This window comes from Rhizobium sp. CF080 (genome assembly GCF_000282095.2).
Classification (GTDB): domain Bacteria; phylum Pseudomonadota; class Alphaproteobacteria; order Rhizobiales; family Rhizobiaceae; genus Neorhizobium.
Genome location: NZ_AKKC02000015.1, coordinates 481,380 through 497,818 on the forward strand (window position 1 = coordinate 481,380; position 16,439 = coordinate 497,818).

At 62.4% G+C, this 16,439-nt stretch carries 16 protein-coding genes and 1 pseudogene; 2 read left to right on the forward strand and 15 right to left on the reverse strand.

The annotated features are described in order from the left end of the window. Positions 1 to 3 precede the first annotated feature (3 nt). From PMI07_RS29435 to PMI07_RS29465, 7 genes are all read right to left on the reverse strand, one after another. Positions 4 to 1,815: an ABC transporter ATP-binding protein gene (locus PMI07_RS29435; RefSeq protein WP_037088700.1), complete on the reverse strand. Its 1,812-nt coding sequence runs from the start codon at positions 1,813 to 1,815 to the stop codon at positions 4 to 6. A gap of 11 nt (positions 1,816 to 1,826) precedes the next feature. Next, positions 1,827 to 2,591, reverse strand: a complete 765-nt coding sequence (locus PMI07_RS29440; protein ID WP_007770961.1) for a DUF1028 domain-containing protein — start codon at positions 2,589 to 2,591, stop codon at positions 1,827 to 1,829. 3 nt (positions 2,592 to 2,594) lie between these two features. After that, positions 2,595 to 4,379, reverse strand: coding sequence for a gamma-glutamyltransferase family protein (locus tag PMI07_RS29445; RefSeq protein ID WP_007770959.1), 1,785 nt, complete (start codon positions 4,377 to 4,379; stop codon positions 2,595 to 2,597). Between the two features lie 19 nt (positions 4,380 to 4,398). Continuing rightward, positions 4,399 to 5,274 carry an ABC transporter permease gene (locus tag PMI07_RS29450; protein ID WP_024164268.1) on the reverse strand — a complete coding sequence of 292 codons (876 nt, stop codon included), beginning with the start codon at positions 5,272 to 5,274 and terminating at the stop codon, positions 4,399 to 4,401. Continuing rightward, positions 5,271 to 6,218 carry an ABC transporter permease gene (locus PMI07_RS29455; protein ID WP_007751545.1) on the reverse strand — a complete coding sequence of 316 codons (948 nt, stop codon included), beginning with the start codon at positions 6,216 to 6,218 and terminating at the stop codon, positions 5,271 to 5,273. The genes PMI07_RS29450 and PMI07_RS29455 overlap by 4 nt, the downstream gene beginning before the upstream one ends. An 85-nt stretch (positions 6,219 to 6,303) precedes the next feature. Beyond that, on the reverse strand, positions 6,304 to 7,809 hold the full coding sequence (locus PMI07_RS29460; RefSeq protein ID WP_037088701.1) for an ABC transporter substrate-binding protein: 1,506 nt from the start codon (positions 7,807 to 7,809) through the stop codon (positions 6,304 to 6,306). 92 nt (positions 7,810 to 7,901) lie between these two features. Then, positions 7,902 to 8,642 carry a FadR/GntR family transcriptional regulator gene (locus PMI07_RS29465; RefSeq protein ID WP_007751552.1) on the reverse strand — a complete coding sequence of 247 codons (741 nt, stop codon included), beginning with the start codon at positions 8,640 to 8,642 and terminating at the stop codon, positions 7,902 to 7,904. 216 nt (positions 8,643 to 8,858) lie between these two features. On the opposite strand from PMI07_RS29465, the pseudogene sthA reads away from it, so the two are divergent. After that, positions 8,859 to 10,247, forward strand: a pseudogene (sthA, locus tag PMI07_RS29470) (Si-specific NAD(P)(+) transhydrogenase); the annotation flags it as partial. Between the two features lie 210 nt (positions 10,248 to 10,457). Here sthA and rpsD read toward each other — a convergent pair. Continuing rightward, entirely contained in the window at positions 10,458 to 11,075 is a 618-nt protein-coding gene (rpsD, locus tag PMI07_RS29475; protein WP_007751555.1) for a 30S ribosomal protein S4, read from the reverse strand. 298 nt (positions 11,076 to 11,373) lie between these two features. Here rpsD and PMI07_RS35475 point away from each other — a divergent pair, with 298 nt between their 5' ends. Continuing rightward, entirely contained in the window at positions 11,374 to 11,619 is a 246-nt protein-coding gene (locus PMI07_RS35475) for a DUF982 domain-containing protein (protein WP_007751558.1), read from the forward strand. Positions 11,620 to 11,623: 4 nt separating this feature from the next. On the opposite strand, the gene PMI07_RS29485 is transcribed toward PMI07_RS35475, so the two are convergent. The 7 genes from PMI07_RS29485 to PMI07_RS34590 form a co-directional block, all read right to left on the reverse strand. After that, positions 11,624 to 13,138, reverse strand: coding sequence for an ATP-binding protein (locus PMI07_RS29485; RefSeq protein WP_007751560.1), 1,515 nt, complete (start codon positions 13,136 to 13,138; stop codon positions 11,624 to 11,626). A 119-nt stretch (positions 13,139 to 13,257) separates the two neighbouring features. Further along, complete coding sequence (locus PMI07_RS29490; protein ID WP_197032575.1) at positions 13,258 to 13,665, reverse strand: VOC family protein; 408 nt, start codon at positions 13,663 to 13,665, stop codon at positions 13,258 to 13,260. Positions 13,666 to 13,677: 12 nt separating this feature from the next. After that, on the reverse strand, positions 13,678 to 14,310 hold the full coding sequence (locus PMI07_RS29495) for a LysE family translocator (RefSeq protein ID WP_007751566.1): 633 nt from the start codon (positions 14,308 to 14,310) through the stop codon (positions 13,678 to 13,680). Positions 14,311 to 14,320: 10 nt separating this feature from the next. Beyond that, positions 14,321 to 14,692, reverse strand: coding sequence for a GFA family protein (locus PMI07_RS29500; RefSeq protein WP_007751568.1), 372 nt, complete (start codon positions 14,690 to 14,692; stop codon positions 14,321 to 14,323). A gap of 23 nt (positions 14,693 to 14,715) precedes the next feature. Then, a complete protein-coding gene (locus PMI07_RS29505; RefSeq protein WP_007751570.1) occupies positions 14,716 to 15,354 on the reverse strand; it encodes a LysE family translocator in 639 nt (212 codons plus the stop codon). Between the two features lie 68 nt (positions 15,355 to 15,422). Beyond that, the gene (locus PMI07_RS29510) at positions 15,423 to 15,872 is read right to left on the reverse strand and encodes a GNAT family N-acetyltransferase (protein ID WP_024164269.1); all 450 of its coding nucleotides are present in this window, start codon (positions 15,870 to 15,872) and stop codon (positions 15,423 to 15,425) included. A gap of 75 nt (positions 15,873 to 15,947) precedes the next feature. Continuing rightward, complete coding sequence (locus PMI07_RS34590) at positions 15,948 to 16,184, reverse strand: DUF1127 domain-containing protein (protein WP_081760998.1); 237 nt, start codon at positions 16,182 to 16,184, stop codon at positions 15,948 to 15,950. Between the last annotated feature and the right edge of the window lie 255 nt (positions 16,185 to 16,439).

Below are 16,439 nucleotides of genomic sequence, written 5' to 3' on the forward strand. Positions count from 1 at the left end.
CATTCAAGCCACCTGCACCATGTGGCCTGCGGAAACCTCGCGATACCGGCGCGCCGGCGGCTGGAATCCCATCGGACGAACCGGGCTCTTCAGCTCGTCGTTCGAAATGCCCCGGCGGATGCCGCGGCGGGCCGGATCCGGCACCGGGACAGCCGCCATCAGCTTTTTGGTATAGGGATGCTGCGGATTGTCGAAGACCGCGGCGCGCGGGCCGATCTCGACGATCTCGCCGAGATACATGACCGCCACCCGATGGCTGACCCGTTCCACCACCGCCATGTCATGGCTGATGAACAGGAAGGCGAGGTTGAGGCTCTGCTGCAGGTCGAGGAGCAGGTTGCAGACCTGCGCCTTGATCGACACGTCGAGCGCCGAGACGCTTTCGTCGGCGACGATCACCTTCGGATCGAGCGACAGGGCACGGGCAATCGCGATGCGCTGGCGTTGGCCGCCGGAAAATTCGTGCGGATAACGGCCGGCCATGTCGGGCGACAGGCCGACCTTGCGGAGCAGGTCGGCGGTCTTTTCCTTCGCCTCCTTCGCATTGCCGAGCTTGTGCTTGACGAAGGGTTCGGAGATTGCAGCGCCTACCGTCATACGCGGGTTGAGCGACGAGAACGGGTCCTGGAAGATCATCTGGATGGTCTTGCGCATGTCGCGCAGGCCCGTCTGATCGAGGCGCAGGACATCATAACCGTCGAGCGCCACGTCGCCGCTGGTCGGCTCGATCAGCCGCATGATAGAGCGGCCGGTCGTCGACTTGCCGCAGCCGGATTCACCGACCAGTGACAAAGTCTCACCCTGGAAGAGGTCGAAGGAAATATTCTCGACCGCATGGACGGAACCCGTCTGCGTCGCGAACAGGCCGGAGCGGACCGCAAAGCGGGTGACGAGGTTCTTCACCGCCAGAACCGGGGTCTTGCGGGTATCGACCGTGCCGGCGACTTCCTTGGGTTCGGCCGTCTCGCCGGTATTGATGTCGACGACCGGGAAACGGGTCGGCCATTTGCGGTCCTGCATCGAGCCGAGCCGTGGCACGGCCGACAGCAGCGCGCGGGTATAGGGATGTTTGCCGCGATGGAAGATTTCTTCGGTCGGACCGCTCTCCACCGCCTCGCCGCGATACATGACGATGGTGCGGTCGGCGATCTCGGCGACCACGCCCATGTCATGAGTGATGAAGAGCACCGACATGCCCTCCTCTTCCTGCAAAACCTTGATCAGGTCGAGGATCTGTCCCTGAATGGTGACATCGAGCGCGGTGGTCGGTTCGTCGGCGATCAGCAGCCTGGGTTTCGAGGCCAAGGCCATGGCGATCATCACGCGCTGGCGCATGCCGCCGGAGAACTGGTGCGGGTAGTCGTCGAACCGTGCGCCGGCATTCGGAATGCGGACCTTTTCGAGCAGCCGCACGGTTTCCGCGCGCGCCTGAGACTTCGTCAGTCCCTTGTGACGCGTCAGCACTTCCGAGATCTGCCGTCCGATGGTGAAGATCGGGTTGAGCGAGGTCATCGGCTCCTGGAAGATCATCGAAGCGTCGTTGCCGCGCACGCCGCGCATCTCCTTTTCGGAGATCGACAGGAGATCCCGGCCGGAAAGCAGGATGCTGCCTTCGATGCGGCTGGTATTGGCGGCCAGCAACCGCATGATCGACAGCGAGGTGACGCTCTTGCCGGAGCCGCTCTCGCCGACGATCGCGACCGTCTCGCCCGGGTGCACGTCGAAGGAGACGTCGCGGACGACGCTTTTCCATTCGCCGTCGACCAGGAAGGATGTCGTCAGGTTCCTGACGGAAAGGACAGGTGTCTCGGTCATCGGAACTTCCGTCATTGGGGCTTCCAGGGGGTGGCAAAGGAGGCCGATGCGCGGCCTTCCGCCTCGCGGGCGGCTTCCAGCTCGGCGATCTTCTGGTCGATGACGCGGCGGTCGGTCATGCCGTGCGGGTTTTCGCGGGTCGGCATGGTTTCGGCGACATGCAGGAAACGCTCCTGCGCCACCGCATAGAGCCGGCGCAGTTCGCCGAGCGGATCGGTGTGGTCGTCGGCATTGATGCGCAGCCAGGGGTAATCCTGGTCGCGATAGAGAACCATGGCGGCGGACTGCTTGCCGCGCTTGTCGCCGCCGGCTGCCTCGCCGGCATCCATCGCGGCGAGCAGGCGCTCGGCAAGCGGCGCGCCTTCTGCCGCCTTTTCCTTGTAGACCCGCAGCGTCTCGGCGATCACCTGCGGCCCGGCCAGCATGTTGCCAGCGACGGAGACGTTGTCGCCGACCAGATGGCCGGCCCAGTCGACGCAGATCTCGCCGGTATAGGCGGCATTGCGGCCATTGGCGTCGATCAGATGGAACTGGCGCTGGCGCCGGCCGTCATCGCGCGCCGTCAGCGTCTCGATGATCTCCTGCGGGCTCCTGCCCTCTTCCAGCAGTTTCAGTCCGTCGGTACCGTAGAGCGGGCTGACGAAGGCCTGGGTGGCGACGGCCCCCACCCTGCCCTTGATATGCGGGACTGCGGCGCCGACCGCGAAGAAGCGGCTGGCAACCGAGATCCCGAAATGACCCGTTTGCGGATCGCGTGCGACGATCGACCATGTCATGGCTTATCTCCCGACCGCGTAGGCTTGCATCAGGCGCGGTGTTGCCGCCGCCCGCAGCAATCCGTCCGCATCGCGGCGCGCCGCGGTCAGCCGGCCGACGCTCCAGGGATCGGCAACGGTGATCTGGTGGCCGCGGCGGCGCAGCTCGGCGAGCACGTCGGCGCCGATATTGCTTTCGACCATGATGTTTCCCGGCTGGCTAGTGCGTGGATAGAAGGAGCCCGGGAAATGGGTGGTGTGGAACAGCGGCATGTCGATCGCCGCCTGCAGGTTCGGCTTGTGGTGGACGTAACGCAGGAAGAACGGCAACTGCCACTGGTCCTGCTGGTCGCCGCCGGGCGTGCCGAACACCAGCGTCGGGCGACCCTGATGCAGGGCGAGCGACGGAGTGAGTGTCGTGCGCGGACGTTTTCCCGGTTCGAGCGAGGTTGGCAGGCCGGGCTTCAGCCAGAACATCTGGGCGCGGGAGTTCAGCGCGAAACCGAGGCCGGGCACGATCGGCGACGACTGCAGCCAGCCGCCGGAGGGCGTGGTGGAGACCATGTTGCCCCAGCGGTCGATGACGTCGATATGCACCGTGTCGCCGCGCTTTTCGGTGAGATGCGACATGGTCGGTTCATAGACCGCGCCCTTGCCGCTGACTTCCGCCAGCATACCTATGGTGAGATCGAACTGGTGGTCGTAACCGGGCACACGTCCTGGCCGCAGATCGAGCGAGGCTTCCTTGCCGATCAGCTTGCGGCGCTCGGCATTGTAGCCTTCCGACAGGAGATATTCGGTCGGGATCTGCGCGAAATCCGGATCGCCGTAATAGACTTCGCGGTCGGCGAAGGCGAGCTTCATGGCCTCGACGACGACGTGCACGAAATCCGGTCCGGCCGGATCCATCGCCGAGAGATCAAAGCCCTTCAGCAGGGCCAGCGACTGCAGGAGCACCGGCCCCTGCCCCCAGGCCGGCGTCTTGGCGACGGTCCAGTCGTGATAGTCATAGGTCTGCGGCGCCTCGACGGTCGCCCGCCAGTTGGCCATGTCGTCGGCGGTCAGCACGCCCTTGTGGCGGGCGCCGCTCGCATCCATCACCTCAGCCGTCGAGACATAACGGTCGATCGCCTCGGCCACGAAGCCTCGGTAGAAGGCATCGCGGGCCGCTTCGATCTGGTTTTCGCGGCCGGTCCTGGCTTCGGCCTCGGCGATGAGGCGCTTCCAGGTGTCGGCGAGCACCGGGTTTTTGAAATTGCTCTGCGCCTCGGGCGCCACGCCGCCCGGTAGCCAGGTCGCGTAGGAGGTCGGCCATTCCGTCTCGAAGAAGCTCGCCAACCCCTTGATGGTCGCGGAAACGCGGGCAAGCATGGGATGACCGTGCTCGGCGTAATAGATCGCCGGCTCGAGCACGTCGCGGACGCTCATCGTGCCGTAATCGCGCAGCATCAGCATCCAGCCGTCGAAGGCGCCGGGGATGACGGTCGCGAGCAGGCCGTCGCCGGGGATCAGCTTCAGCCCTTCTGATGTGTAGTGCTCGATGGTGGCACCAGCCGGTGCAGGCCCCTGGGCGCAGATGACTTCGACCTTGTCCTTCTTCACTGAGTAGAAAACGGCCGGCATATCGCCGCCGGGGCCGCAGAGATGCGGTTCGACGATCTGCAGCACGAAGCCGGTTGCAACCGCCGCATCGAAGGCGTTGCCGCCCTTTTCGAGAATTGCCATGCCGACGGACGAAGCGATCCAGTGGGTCGAGGTAACGACCCCGAATGTGCCGAGGATTTCCGGCCGTGTGGTGAATTCAGTCATGGATATAGTTCCTTTCAAATCATGCTTCGCGCGGGTCGAGCGCATCGCGCAGGCCATCGCCGAGGAGATTGAAGCCAATGACGACGAGGAAGATCGCCGCACCCGGCCACATCGCCATCCAGGGAGCCTGGCTCAAGAAGTTCTTGGCAACGTTCAGCATCGAGCCCCAGGAGGGGGCTGGCGGCTGCTGGCCGAGACCAAGGAAGGAGAGGCTCGCCTCGGCGATGATCGCGGTTGCGATCGTCAGCGTCGCCTGGACGATGATGGGTGCGAAAACGTTGGGCAAGATGTAACGGAGCATGATTTCAAAGTGGTTCAGGCCGACGGCGCGCGCGCCTTCGACATAATCCTCGGTCTTGACCGCCAGCACCTGGCCGCGAGTCAAACGCACGAAGATCGGCATCGCGGACAGGCCGATGGCGATCATCGCATTCATCAGGCTCGGGCCCAGGAATGCCGCAAGCGCGATCGCCATGATCAGGAAGGGCATGGCGAGCAATGCCTCGGTGATGCGTGAGATCACCATATCCACCCAGCCGCCGAAATAACCAGAAATCAGCCCGAACGGTACGCCGATGCCGACCGCGATGGCGACGGAGAACACCCCAGCCATCAGCGAGGCCCGGGCGCCCCAGATCATGCGGGACAGGATGTCGCGACCGAGATCGTCGGTGCCGAGCCAGTACATGGCCGAGGGCGCCTTGCGGATCGCCGTCCAGCTCGTGGCAACGGGATCGATGATCGGCAGGATCGGCGCGCCGGCTGCCAGGATGGCGAAGAACAGCACGATGACGGCGCCGACGAGCGCGCTCCGGTTCTTCTTCATCTTGCGCCAGGCGCGGCTCTTGTCGCGCTTGGCGGCCGCCACGGGCGGTGCTTGGTCGATCGTGGTCATAGGGTGGCCCTCAGACGCGGATTGAGCAGGACATAAAGGACGTCGGCAATCAGGTTCATCAGGATGAAGCCGACCGCCGTGCACAGCACAACGCCCTGCACGACCGCATAGTCGCGGTTGAAGACGGCATCGACGATCAACTTGCCGAAGCCCGGGATGGTGAAGATCTGTTCGGTCAACACCGCGCCGGCCAGCAGTTCGCCGAACAGCAGTGCCGACAGGGTCACGACCGGCAGCAGCGCATTGCGGAAACTGTGGCTGAGAATGACTTCCCGCGGAGAAAGCCCCTTGGCGCGGGCGGTGCGGATATAGTCGGCACTGAGCACGCCGATCATCGCCGAGCGGGTATGGCGCATCAGGGTCGCGGCGAGCGCATTGCCGAGCACGAAGGCCGGCATGACCATGGTCTGCAGGGACCGGACGGGATCGACGAAGATCGACTCGAAGCCGGAGGCCGGAAGCCAGCCGAGCTGCACCGAGATCAGCAGGATGAGCATGATGCCGAGCCAGAAATTCGGGATCGACAGGCCGGTCAGCGCCAGCACGTTGGCGATGTAATCGATGAACGTGTTCTTCTTGACCGCCGCCAGGATGCCGATCGGAATGCCGATCACCATGGCGAAGAACATCGCCATGACGGCGAGCTGGATCGTCACGGGCAGCTTCTGGAGGATCAGTTCCAGGACCGGCTGGTTGGTGCGCAGCGAGATACCGAAATCGCCCACCAGCACGCCCCCGAGCCAATAGAAATACTGGAAGATGACGGGATCGTTGAGTCGGTATTTATTGCGCAGGAATTCGATGACGGCAGGATCACGCTCCTCGCCGGCCATGGCCAGAATGGGATCCCCGGGCAAGAGTTTCTGCAGTGAAAAGACAAAAATGGAGATGATCAGCAAGGTCGGGATGGCGACCAGCAGACGCTTTCCGATGTAGACAGGCATGACGCCGTCCCCCGTTGAGCAACATTGTTACACAGTGATGCAGGAAAAGTGCCGCATGGGTCCACTCCCATGCGGCACGGGAGGCTCAGCCTTTCTTGACGCCTTGCAGGCGGATCATGCCGTCAGGACTGGGCACGAAACCTGTGACGTTCTTCTTGTAAGCCCAGATCCACGACTGATGGCCGAGATAGATGACCGGCATGTCTTCGTTGAGGATCACGGAAGCTGCATCGTATTTCTGCTTGCGGACCGCATCGTCGGTCGAGGCGCGTGCTTCGTTGAGCAGCTTGTCGACGTCCGGGTTGCAGTATTTCACGTCGTTGATGCCACCCTTGCAGGTGATGAACTGATGGATATTGCCATCAGGATCGACGCGGCCGGACCAGTCGGAACGGCTGAGCTGGAAGTTGCCGCGGGTCTGCTCTTCGAGCAGGGTGGCGAACTCGGTGGACTTCAGGCTGACGTCGAAGCCGGCTTCGGCGACCATCGACTGCAGGATCTGCATCATCTGCTGAGCGACCGGGTTGTTCGGGATCTGCAGTTCGACCGGCACGCGGTCGAAGCCGGCGGCCTTGATCAGAGCCTTGGCCTTGGCGACGTCGCGGGCCGGAACCGGGATCGCCTTGTTGAACCACGGGCTGTTTGGCGGGAACGGCTGGTTGCCGCCGACGGCCGTGCCTTCATAAACGATCTGGTTCATCGCATCGCGGTCGATCGCCAGCGAGAAGGCCTGGCGCAGGCGCTTGTCCTTACCGAACGGATTGTCGGCGCGCGCACCGTTGCCGACATTGGCGTAAAGCGCCATGTAGCCGATATTGACGGTCGCATCGTATTTCAGGCCTGAATTGCCCTTGACGGCAGCAACATCGGTCGGAGCCAAGCGCTCGATGAAGTCGAGGTCTCCCGACTGCAGGTTGGCGAGGCGCACGGTCGTATCCGGGATCGGCAGATAGGTGACCTTGTCGACGAAGATCTTGTCCTTGTCCCAGTAATCCTTGAACTTCTCGAGCACGATGCGGTCCTGCTGGACGCGCTCGACGAACTTGAACGGACCGGCGCAGACCGGCTTCGAACCGAAATTGGCGCCGAGCGCCTTGGCGGCGGTCGGAGAGACGATCATCCCGGCGCGGTCGGAAAGCTGGGCGAGCAGCGTCACGTCCGGGGCCTTCAGCGTGAACTTGACTTCCAGCGGGCCAGTCGCCTCGACCTTGGCGACGGAGGTCAGCTCGCTCTTGCGGCGGGATTCAGGCAGGGTCATGTTGCGTTCGATGGTGGCAGCAACGGCTGCGGCATCGAGCGGGGTGTCGTCGTGGAACTTGACGCCCTGCCGGATTTTCATGGTCAGTTCCTTGCCGTTGGCGGACCACTTCCACTCGGTGGCGAGCTGCGGAACGATCTTCAGGTCGGGCGAAACGTCGACCAGCTTGTCGCACAGGGCGGTATAGACGATACGGCCGACGAAGGTGCGGGACTGGGCCGGGTCGAGAACGTCGGCATCGTCCTGGAGGCCGATCCGCAAATCAACTGCAAGCGCCGGAAAGGCGAAAAGCGCGCCGGCCAGCAGCGCTGTGGTAAGCCTGGTAAGTCGCATCATTATGTATATTCCTCTCTTGTTTTTTGGTTCCTGTTTTTAGTCTTGGCCGGTTTTCCGGCTTCTGGTGGTGGCGGCCATACGACGGCCGTTCAGCTTACCTGGCTCAGCGGCCCCGGTTCCGTGGAACCGAGGGACGTCGCCCGGATCAGCCGCTCCTGGAGCATCAGCAGATGTTCGCGCATCGCCTCCCCCGCCCGCACCGGATCACGGGCGGCGATCGCCTCGATGATGCTCTGGTGCTGGGCAAAGGAGATGTTGACCGCATTGCCGCTCGAACGGGCAAGCTCGCGGATCGCCCGCCATGCCTCGTCCTGACGGACACGGTTGATGACGTCGAAGATCGACAGGAAAAGCTGGTTGCCAGCGCTCTGGGCAATCAGCCGGTGCAGCGTCCCGTCCCAGAGTTCGCGGGCGTCGGCATCGCTGCTCTCGATGATCTTCAAGGCGATCTCGTGCATCTTGGCGATATCCGCCGGCTTGGCACGCATTGCCGCGAGCTGGGCGAGCTGCGGCTCGATCCTCAAACGGACTTCCATGATCTCCATGAAATCCGTGCCGGCGACGATCGCGCCCAGATGGTTGCTCCAGTCGCTCGGCCGCTCGCCGATAAAGGTGCCCGAACCCTGGCGGCGCCAGATGAGGCCTTCGGATTCAAGCACTTCGAGCGCACGTCGCACAGCGCGACGGCTGATGCCGAGCATATCGGTCAGGGTGCGCTCGGTCGGCAGACGGCCTTCCGAACCGAGTTCCCCCGCCCTCAAAAGCTCTCTTAGGCGATCCAGCGCATAGCTCGAATTGTCGTGAGCCTCGCCTGCTTTCCCCTGTACCATTTTCCGTACCAATTTTTAATTGGTTCGAATGGACGGCATTTGCCAGCGTCCGTCAAGTTAATTTTTCGGCAATTCTTGCAGTGCACAAAATTCGTGCATCCAGATTGAAATCAAGGCTTGGACGGGCCGCAATCAAAACTTTAGAATAGGCGGCTACAAAGGGATTCGTGAGTGCTGCCGCATCGCGGCAGCCGTCAGATTCGGAGCGGAGCATCCATGAACCAATACGACCTCATCGTCGTCGGCAGCGGACCGGCCGGTCGCCGCGCCGCCATTCAGGCAGCCAAACTCGACAAGAAGGTTCTGGTCGTCGAACAGGGCAAAAGGGTCGGCGGCGTTTCGGTCCATACGGGCACGATCCCCTCGAAGACGCTGCGCGAAACCGCGCTCAACCTGTCGGGCTGGCGCGAACGCGGCTTCTACGGCAAGGCCTACCGCGTCAAGCAGGAGATCAGCGCCGAGGATCTGCGGCGTCGTCTGCTGATCACCCTCGATCACGAGGTGGAGGTGCTGGAGCACCAGTTCGCCCGCAACCGCGTCCAGAGCATCCGCGGCAAGGCGACCTTCGTCACGGCCGACACGATGGCGATCGCCAAGGATGACGGCGACGTCATGCACGTCATGGGCAAATCGATCCTGCTTGCGGTCGGCACAAAGCCTTTCCGCCCCGATTACATTCCCTTCGACGGCAAGACGGTTCTCGACAGTGACGAGCTTCTGGAAATCGAACAGCTGCCGCGGTCCATGGTCGTGATCGGCGCCGGAGTCATCGGCATAGAATACGCCACGATCTTCAGTGCACTGGATGCAGCCGTGACGGTCATCGACCCGAAGCCGACCATGCTCGACTTCATCGACAAGGAGATCGTCGAGGACTTCACCTATCAGCTGCGCGACCGCAACATGAAGCTGCTGCTCGGCCAGAAGGCCGAAAAGGTCGAGCGCCTGCCCGACGGCAAGGTTTCGGTGGAGGTCGACAGCGGCCGCCGCATCATCACCGACATGGTTCTGTTCGCCGCCGGCCGCATGGGCGCCACCGATGCGCTGAACCTCGCCGCAGCCGGCCTCGAGGCCGACAGCCGCGGCCGCCTCAAGGTCAACCCGGAAACCTTCGAAACCTCCGTCAAAGGCATCTATGCCGCCGGCGACGTCGTCGGCTTCCCGAGCCTTGCCTCGACCTCGATGGAACAGGGGCGCGTCGCGGCGCGTGTCGCCGTCGGCGCGATCGCCAAGGAACCGCAGAAGTATTTCCCCTACGGCATCTATGCCGTCCCGGAAATCTCCACCTGCGGCCTCACCGAGGAGGAAATGAAGGAGCGTGGAATTCCCTATGAATGCGGCATCGCCCGCTTCCGCGAGACCTCGCGCGGCCATATCATGGGCCTCGATACCGGCCTGCTGAAGCTGATCTTCTCCTTGAAGACCCGCCGCCTGCTCGGCGTCCATATCGTCGGCGAAGGCGCGACCGAACTTGTCCACATCGGCCAGGCGGTGCTGAACCTCAAGGGCACGGTCGAATATTTCGTCGAGAACACGTTCAACTATCCGACCCTTGCCGAAGCCTACAAGATCGCCGGCCTCGACGCCTGGAACCGCATGGGTGAAGGCCCGAAGGAAGCGGTGGCTCCACAGGTGGAGACCGTGGCGACGGTTAAGGCCGAGACCGCGACAGCTGAGAAGAAAAAAGCCGCCTCCAAGTGAGGCGGCTCCTCTCGTGACCAGATGCCTCAGATAGGCGACCAGCCGAAAACAAAAAAGCCGCCCCGAAAGGCGGCTTTTCTTTTGTGTCGCGGAAACGCCCCGAGGGGCATTTCATCAACGCGAGTAAAATTCGACGACCAGCTGCGGTTCCATGATGACGGCGTAAGGAACGTCCGTCAGGCCCGGAACGCGGGCGAAGGTGGCAACCATCTTGTTGTGGTCGACTTCGATATAGTCCGGAACGTCGCGTTCAGCGAGCGAAACGGCTTCGAGAACCGTGACGAGCTGCTTGGACTTCTGGCGGACTTCAATGACGTCGCCGGCCTTGCAACGGTAGGAACCGATGTTGACGCGAACGCCGTTGACCGTGACGTGGCCATGGTTGACGAACTGGCGGGCAGCAAAGACCGTCGGAACGAACTTGGCACGGTAGACGATCGCGTCGAGGCGCGATTCGAGCAGGCCGATCAGGTTCTCCGAAGTGTCGCCCTTGCGGCGGTTGGCTTCGTCATAGATCGAACGGAACTGCTTTTCGCGCAGGTCGCCGTAATAGCCCTTGAGCTTCTGCTTGGCGCGCAGCTGCACGCCGAAGTCGGAAAGCTTGCCCTTGCGGCGCTGGCCGTGCTGGCCGGGGCCGTATTCGCGGCGGTTCACCGGGGACTTCGGACGGCCCCAGATGTTTTCGCCCATGCGGCGGTCGATCTTGTATTTGGACGATTCGCGCTTGCTCATCGTATTTCCTTATCAAATGGTTACACCGACTTGTTGCCAAGCCGGATCAAGGAAACACGCCCTCCTCTGAGCTCTGATTTAAGAGCTCTGACAGGTCTCTCACGAAAGCGTCCGGAGAAAACCACGGGACATGTCAGTGAAACACCGGGTCTTTCGGCCCGGCGTTGGCGCGGTGTTTAGGCGGATGTCACAGGAATGTCAACTGCACCGCGCCCTTAACCTTTTAGCAAGGCTGTCTGCAGGCTTTTTTGACGCGGCGAGGCGTTGGGACCATCTTAAGGAGAGGAGGTGTTGTGTCATGAAATCGAAACTCTGGAGCAGCCCGATCAGGATTGAAAACCCCGAAACCGGCACGGTCCGCACCGTCAAGACGGTACGCGATGCGAAAACCGTCCTCGACCGCTTCTGGCCAGCCTATCACGGCAGTCAGCATCATCTCGCGGAACAGGTCTGCGACGAGGCGTTGAAGGGGAAATCGAAGCCTTCGGAAGCCCGGCGCGCCTTTATCGCCGCGGCGGTGGAAGCGCATTTTCACATCCACTGAAGGCCTATTCGGCAGCGAGCCTCGCCTCGCCCTCATCCGGTGCGTCGGCACTACCTGACGCGGTTTCCGCCTGCAGATCCGGGAAGGCAACGATGCGCTTGCCCGAAAAGTCCGCATGCACGACGATCAGGCCCTGTTCCTCGAAATAACCGAGCAGGCGGCGGGCGCGACGTGCCGAATGAGTGCCGTAGGCTCGGGCGATCCGCGCATCCGACGGGCATGGCTCGCCTGATATCGCCGCCTTCGCCATCAGCAGGAAAACGCCCTGCAGATCATCCGAAACACCCGATGACAGCGACAGCGCCGTCGCCCAGGCTTCGCTTGAAGCGGTTTCCATATCGACGCCCGAGCGGGCGATCGCCGTGCGGCGGCGGAATTCGCCGAGCGACAGCGGCGGTCCGGGCAGGCGCCGCATCCGGGCGCGCACCAGAAAATCCTGATAGAGAACGGAATCCGTCCGGTAGGCGGATTGCACATCATCGAGAATCTCCGACAGCACGGCTGACAGCCGCTCCTCGCGCTCCTCAGTGGACAGTTCCGGCTGGGCAATGCGCGGCTCGTGCGGCGCCGGCACGGCAGCGGGCGTCGAGCGCGACAGTTCTGCGAGGATGTCGGTCGTGGGCCTTGGCGCCGGCGGGGCACGGCGGACGGTCGGCCGGGTGAATTCTTCGGGGTCCGGCGTGAAGATCAGGTCTTCGACATCCTGCGGCGCATCCGGCAGCGGCATAAGCTTGGGGCTGGAAGAGCGGGCCGAGGTCTCGACCGTGCCGATGACGATCGGCAGCGGGCGACGCGACAGGGCCGGGCCGAGGGCGACGAAATTGCCGCGTTTCAGGTCACGGAACATTTCCGCCTGGCGACGGTCCATGCCGAGCAGATCGGCGGCTCGCGCCATGTCGATATCGAGGAAAGTGCGGCCCATCAGGAAGTTCGAGGCTTCCGCTGCGACGTTCTTGGCAAGCTTTGCAAGGCGCTGGGTGGCGATGACGCCGGCAAGTCCGCGCTTTCGACCGCGACACATCAGGTTGGTCATGGCGCCGAGCGAAAGCTTCCTGGCATCTTCCGATACATCGCCGCCGACCGACGGCGCGAACATCTGCGCCTCGTCCACGACGACCAAGACCGGATACCAGTATTCGCGATCGGCATCGAACATGCCGTTCAGGAAGGCCGCCGCCGCCCGCATCTGTTCTTCGAGATCGAGGCCTTCCAGCGTCAGAACGCAGGAGACGCGATTCTTGCGGATACGATTGGCGATGCCGGCAAGCTCGGCCTCGCTGCGCTCGCCATCGACGACGACATGGCCGAATTTTTCAGACAGCGTGACGAAATCGCCTTCCGGATCGATCACCACCTGTTGCACCCAGGGCGCGGACTGTTCCAGCAGGCGGCGCAGGAGATGCGACTTGCCTGAGCCGGAATTGCCTTGGACGAGCAGACGGGTCGCCAGAAGCTCCTCGATATCGAGCTTGGCCGGATCGCCCCCGGACACAATTCCCATATCGATGCCGACCTGCAATGCACTTACCTCGTATGCTGTCTCTTCGCGTTGACCGTTGAGGCCGCGACTCCAGAACCCTAACAGAGATCGGGATTCGTTTCGCCGGGCAAGATCGAAAATGCACAGGCCTTTGGCGGCTACTCGAAATTGAGCTGCCAGGAGACGCCGAAACGATCCTGCAGCCAGCAGAATTTCCGGCTGAAACCGTAATTGTCGAGCGGCATCAGGAACATCCCACCCTCGCCCAAGCTTGCTGCCAGCCGCTCGAGTTCCTCTTCCGTTTCACATTCCACGAAAAAGGAGAAGGACGGCGTGAAATCGAAAAGATGCTTGACCGGGCTGTCGATGCAGACAACCTGCTGGCCCGCAAGCTCGAATGTGGCGCGAAACACGCTGCCTTCCGGCCCCGCCTCGCCCGGTCCATAGCGCCGGATATCGATGATCCGGCCCGCCGGCAGCACCGACGTGTAGAAGGTGATCGCCTCCTCGCAGGTGCCGCCCTGAAACATCAGGAAGGGTCGGACGGATTTCACTGGACCAGACATCATTCTCTTCCTTTACGAAGCTGCCCTTCGGTAGAGCGCCAGCGACCCCGCGAGCGCCAGAAGCGCGCCGCCGCAGAGCCGGTCGAGCCAGAGCGCCCCTTTCTTCTTCAAGAGGTGCACCGCACGTGAGCCAAGCAGCGCATAACCGAACATGACGGCGAAATCGATCAGCGCGAAGACGAGCGCCAGGATCGCATATTGCGGGAATTGCGGCGCATCCGGTGCGATAAATTGCGGCAGAAAGGCCGAGAAGAACAGGTATCCCTTGGGATTAGTCACAGCGACGAGGAAGCTTTTCAGGAAGATTGACGTTGCGGAACCCGAACCGGCCGCGGCATCGCCTGCCGTTACGTCAAGCGAGCCTTTCGAGCGCAGAAGCATGAGCCCGAGAAACGCGAGATAACCGGCACCCAGCCATTTGACGACCGAGAACCAGAATTCGGAGGCCGCGAGCAGCGCGCCGAGGCCGAGCGCCACCGCGCCGATCAGCACGAAATCGGAGATCATCGCGCCGGCCATGCCCGGCAGCGCGCGACGAAGGCCGTAGCGCGAGCCGTTGGTGAGCGCCAGGAGAACGGTCGGCCCGGGTGTGGCGATGCCGATCAACGCGACGATCGCAAAGGCAAGCAGGGTAACGTCACTCATCGCTCTTCTCCTACCAGAGGTGCCGGCCGTCTATGACCGTATGCGGCCATTCCTCGGCGTCGAAATCGTCGAACAACCGCGCATTCACGGCGATACGCCGGGTCTTGCCGTCCCAGGTGCCGTCCTGCTGGAAATCCGGGCTGTCGCTATAGGTGGTGCAGCCGCAGGTGCCGCAGAAATGATGCGCCACCGTTTTGGTGTTCCAGCGATAGACCCTATCGCTCGCGGCATCGGAGGTGACCTTCACCTGCTTCGGCTCGTAATAGGCATGCAGTGAGCCGCGCCTGGAGCAGAAGGTGCAGGTGCAACGGGTGAGTGCCTGCGGCAGTTCACCCTTGATCTCGAAAACGGTCTCGCCGCAATGGCAACGCCCGGTGATCATCAACTCTTCCTCCCCGATGACGCTCAGGTGGCCGCGCGCTTGAAGCCGACAGACAGCAGCCCGGCGCCGATCATCAGCGAACCGCCCGTGCGGTTGACGATCCGCTGGACCTTCGGCTTGCGGATCGTGTTGCGTGCCATCGAGGCAAGCACACCGTAGAGTGTGGCGTTCAGTGTTGCGAGTACCAGGAAGGTCACTTCGAAGACGGCCATCTGGAAGAACAGCGGCTGGCTGAGGTCGAGAAACTGCGGCAGGAAGGCCACGAAGAAGACGATGCTCTTCGGGTTCAGCGCCGTTACTACGTAGGTGTGCAGGAAAATCTTGAGCGGTTTTACCGAAGCCACCTCCGCCTCGCTCACCTCGGCGGCCCGTTCTGAAACAGGCGCGCGCCAGAGCTTGATGCCGAGATAGATCAGGTAGGCGGCGCCCACCCATTTCAGCACGGTGAAGAGCGCAGCAGAGGTCGCAAGCAGCGCGCCGAGACCGAGCATGGAGGCGGTCATCGCGGTGAAATCGCCGAGCGCCACGCCGGCGACTGTGGCGGAGGCCACCTTGCGGCCATGGCTCAGCGCATAGGAAATGACGAGCAGGATCGTCGGCCCCGGAATGGCCAGGAGAACCGACGAAGCGGCGACGAAGGCGAGCCAATGTTCAAGCGACATGCGAATGTTCCTCCACAGAATGAAGGGAGCAAGCCATCGAATTTTTCACTTTGCAAGCGGTGTTTTATTCAGCCCTCACGCACCCAGCGATAGAGAACGTCGGGCTCCTTTTCTTCGTTGGCCGCGCCATCTGTCTGCCTGATCTCTACAAAGCCGCGTGCTTCATAGAAACGGCGGGCGGCAGCATTGCGCTGGAAGGTCCAGAGAAAAAGCTGCGAATGAGACCCTTTGGCGATGTCCAGCAGCCGGGAACCGATCCCCTGCCCCTGCACGCCCGGCAGGATATAGAGCTGGTCGATCCAATCCTCGCGAAAGGCGATAACGCCGAGCAAGGTGCCGTCCCTTTCGGCGCCCCAGATATCGCAAGTCGCAGAGAGATGCCCTCTCCAGTATGCGCGATCCTCCTCCGGTGTGTGGAGCTGAGCCAGCCAGGGCAGCCGCTCGTCGAAGGATGCACGGTGGACGCTCGCGGCGGCCGTCATATCGTCACGGCAAAGTTTGCGGATGAAGGCCGTCATTCTTTCAGCTCCAGCCATAGAGTCCTCCATGAGAGGCCCCGGCGGCAAGTCCGCCGGAGACCCATCCTAGTCCTTTCACAGCCGGATATCCCAAGGGCTGAACCGGACGTTTCGGCGGTCGTCCTCGAGTTCGGGGAACCCGATATCGCGGCGCATCCGATTGGAGAGATCAGAGACTTGGTTTCGTTCTTGACGACCTCTCCAGGCTGTCAGGAGCAGTGCACCAGCAGTCTTCCAGACGCCATGTTCGCGGCAGAGTTCACGAACCGCAGCCGAAAGGGTATCAGCAACTTTAAATTGTGATTCACGCATGATTTTCCGTCCCGGCGCATGTCGCGACCAGGTCCTCTGAGATGAAGAAAGACGTGCGGATGCGGACGAGGAAACGCGGTAAATCGCTTCGTCAGCCGGTCACGTCAGATCAATGGGAAAAGTGCCAAAAACGGCGGAAATCCAGCCTTATACAGCCTGGAAGCACATGCCGGCCGGCATCGATGTGCGATACACCGAGGCCACAATAGCCGTTCCGCCAGAAAGGCGCATAAACATGGTAATGGACTTCATTTC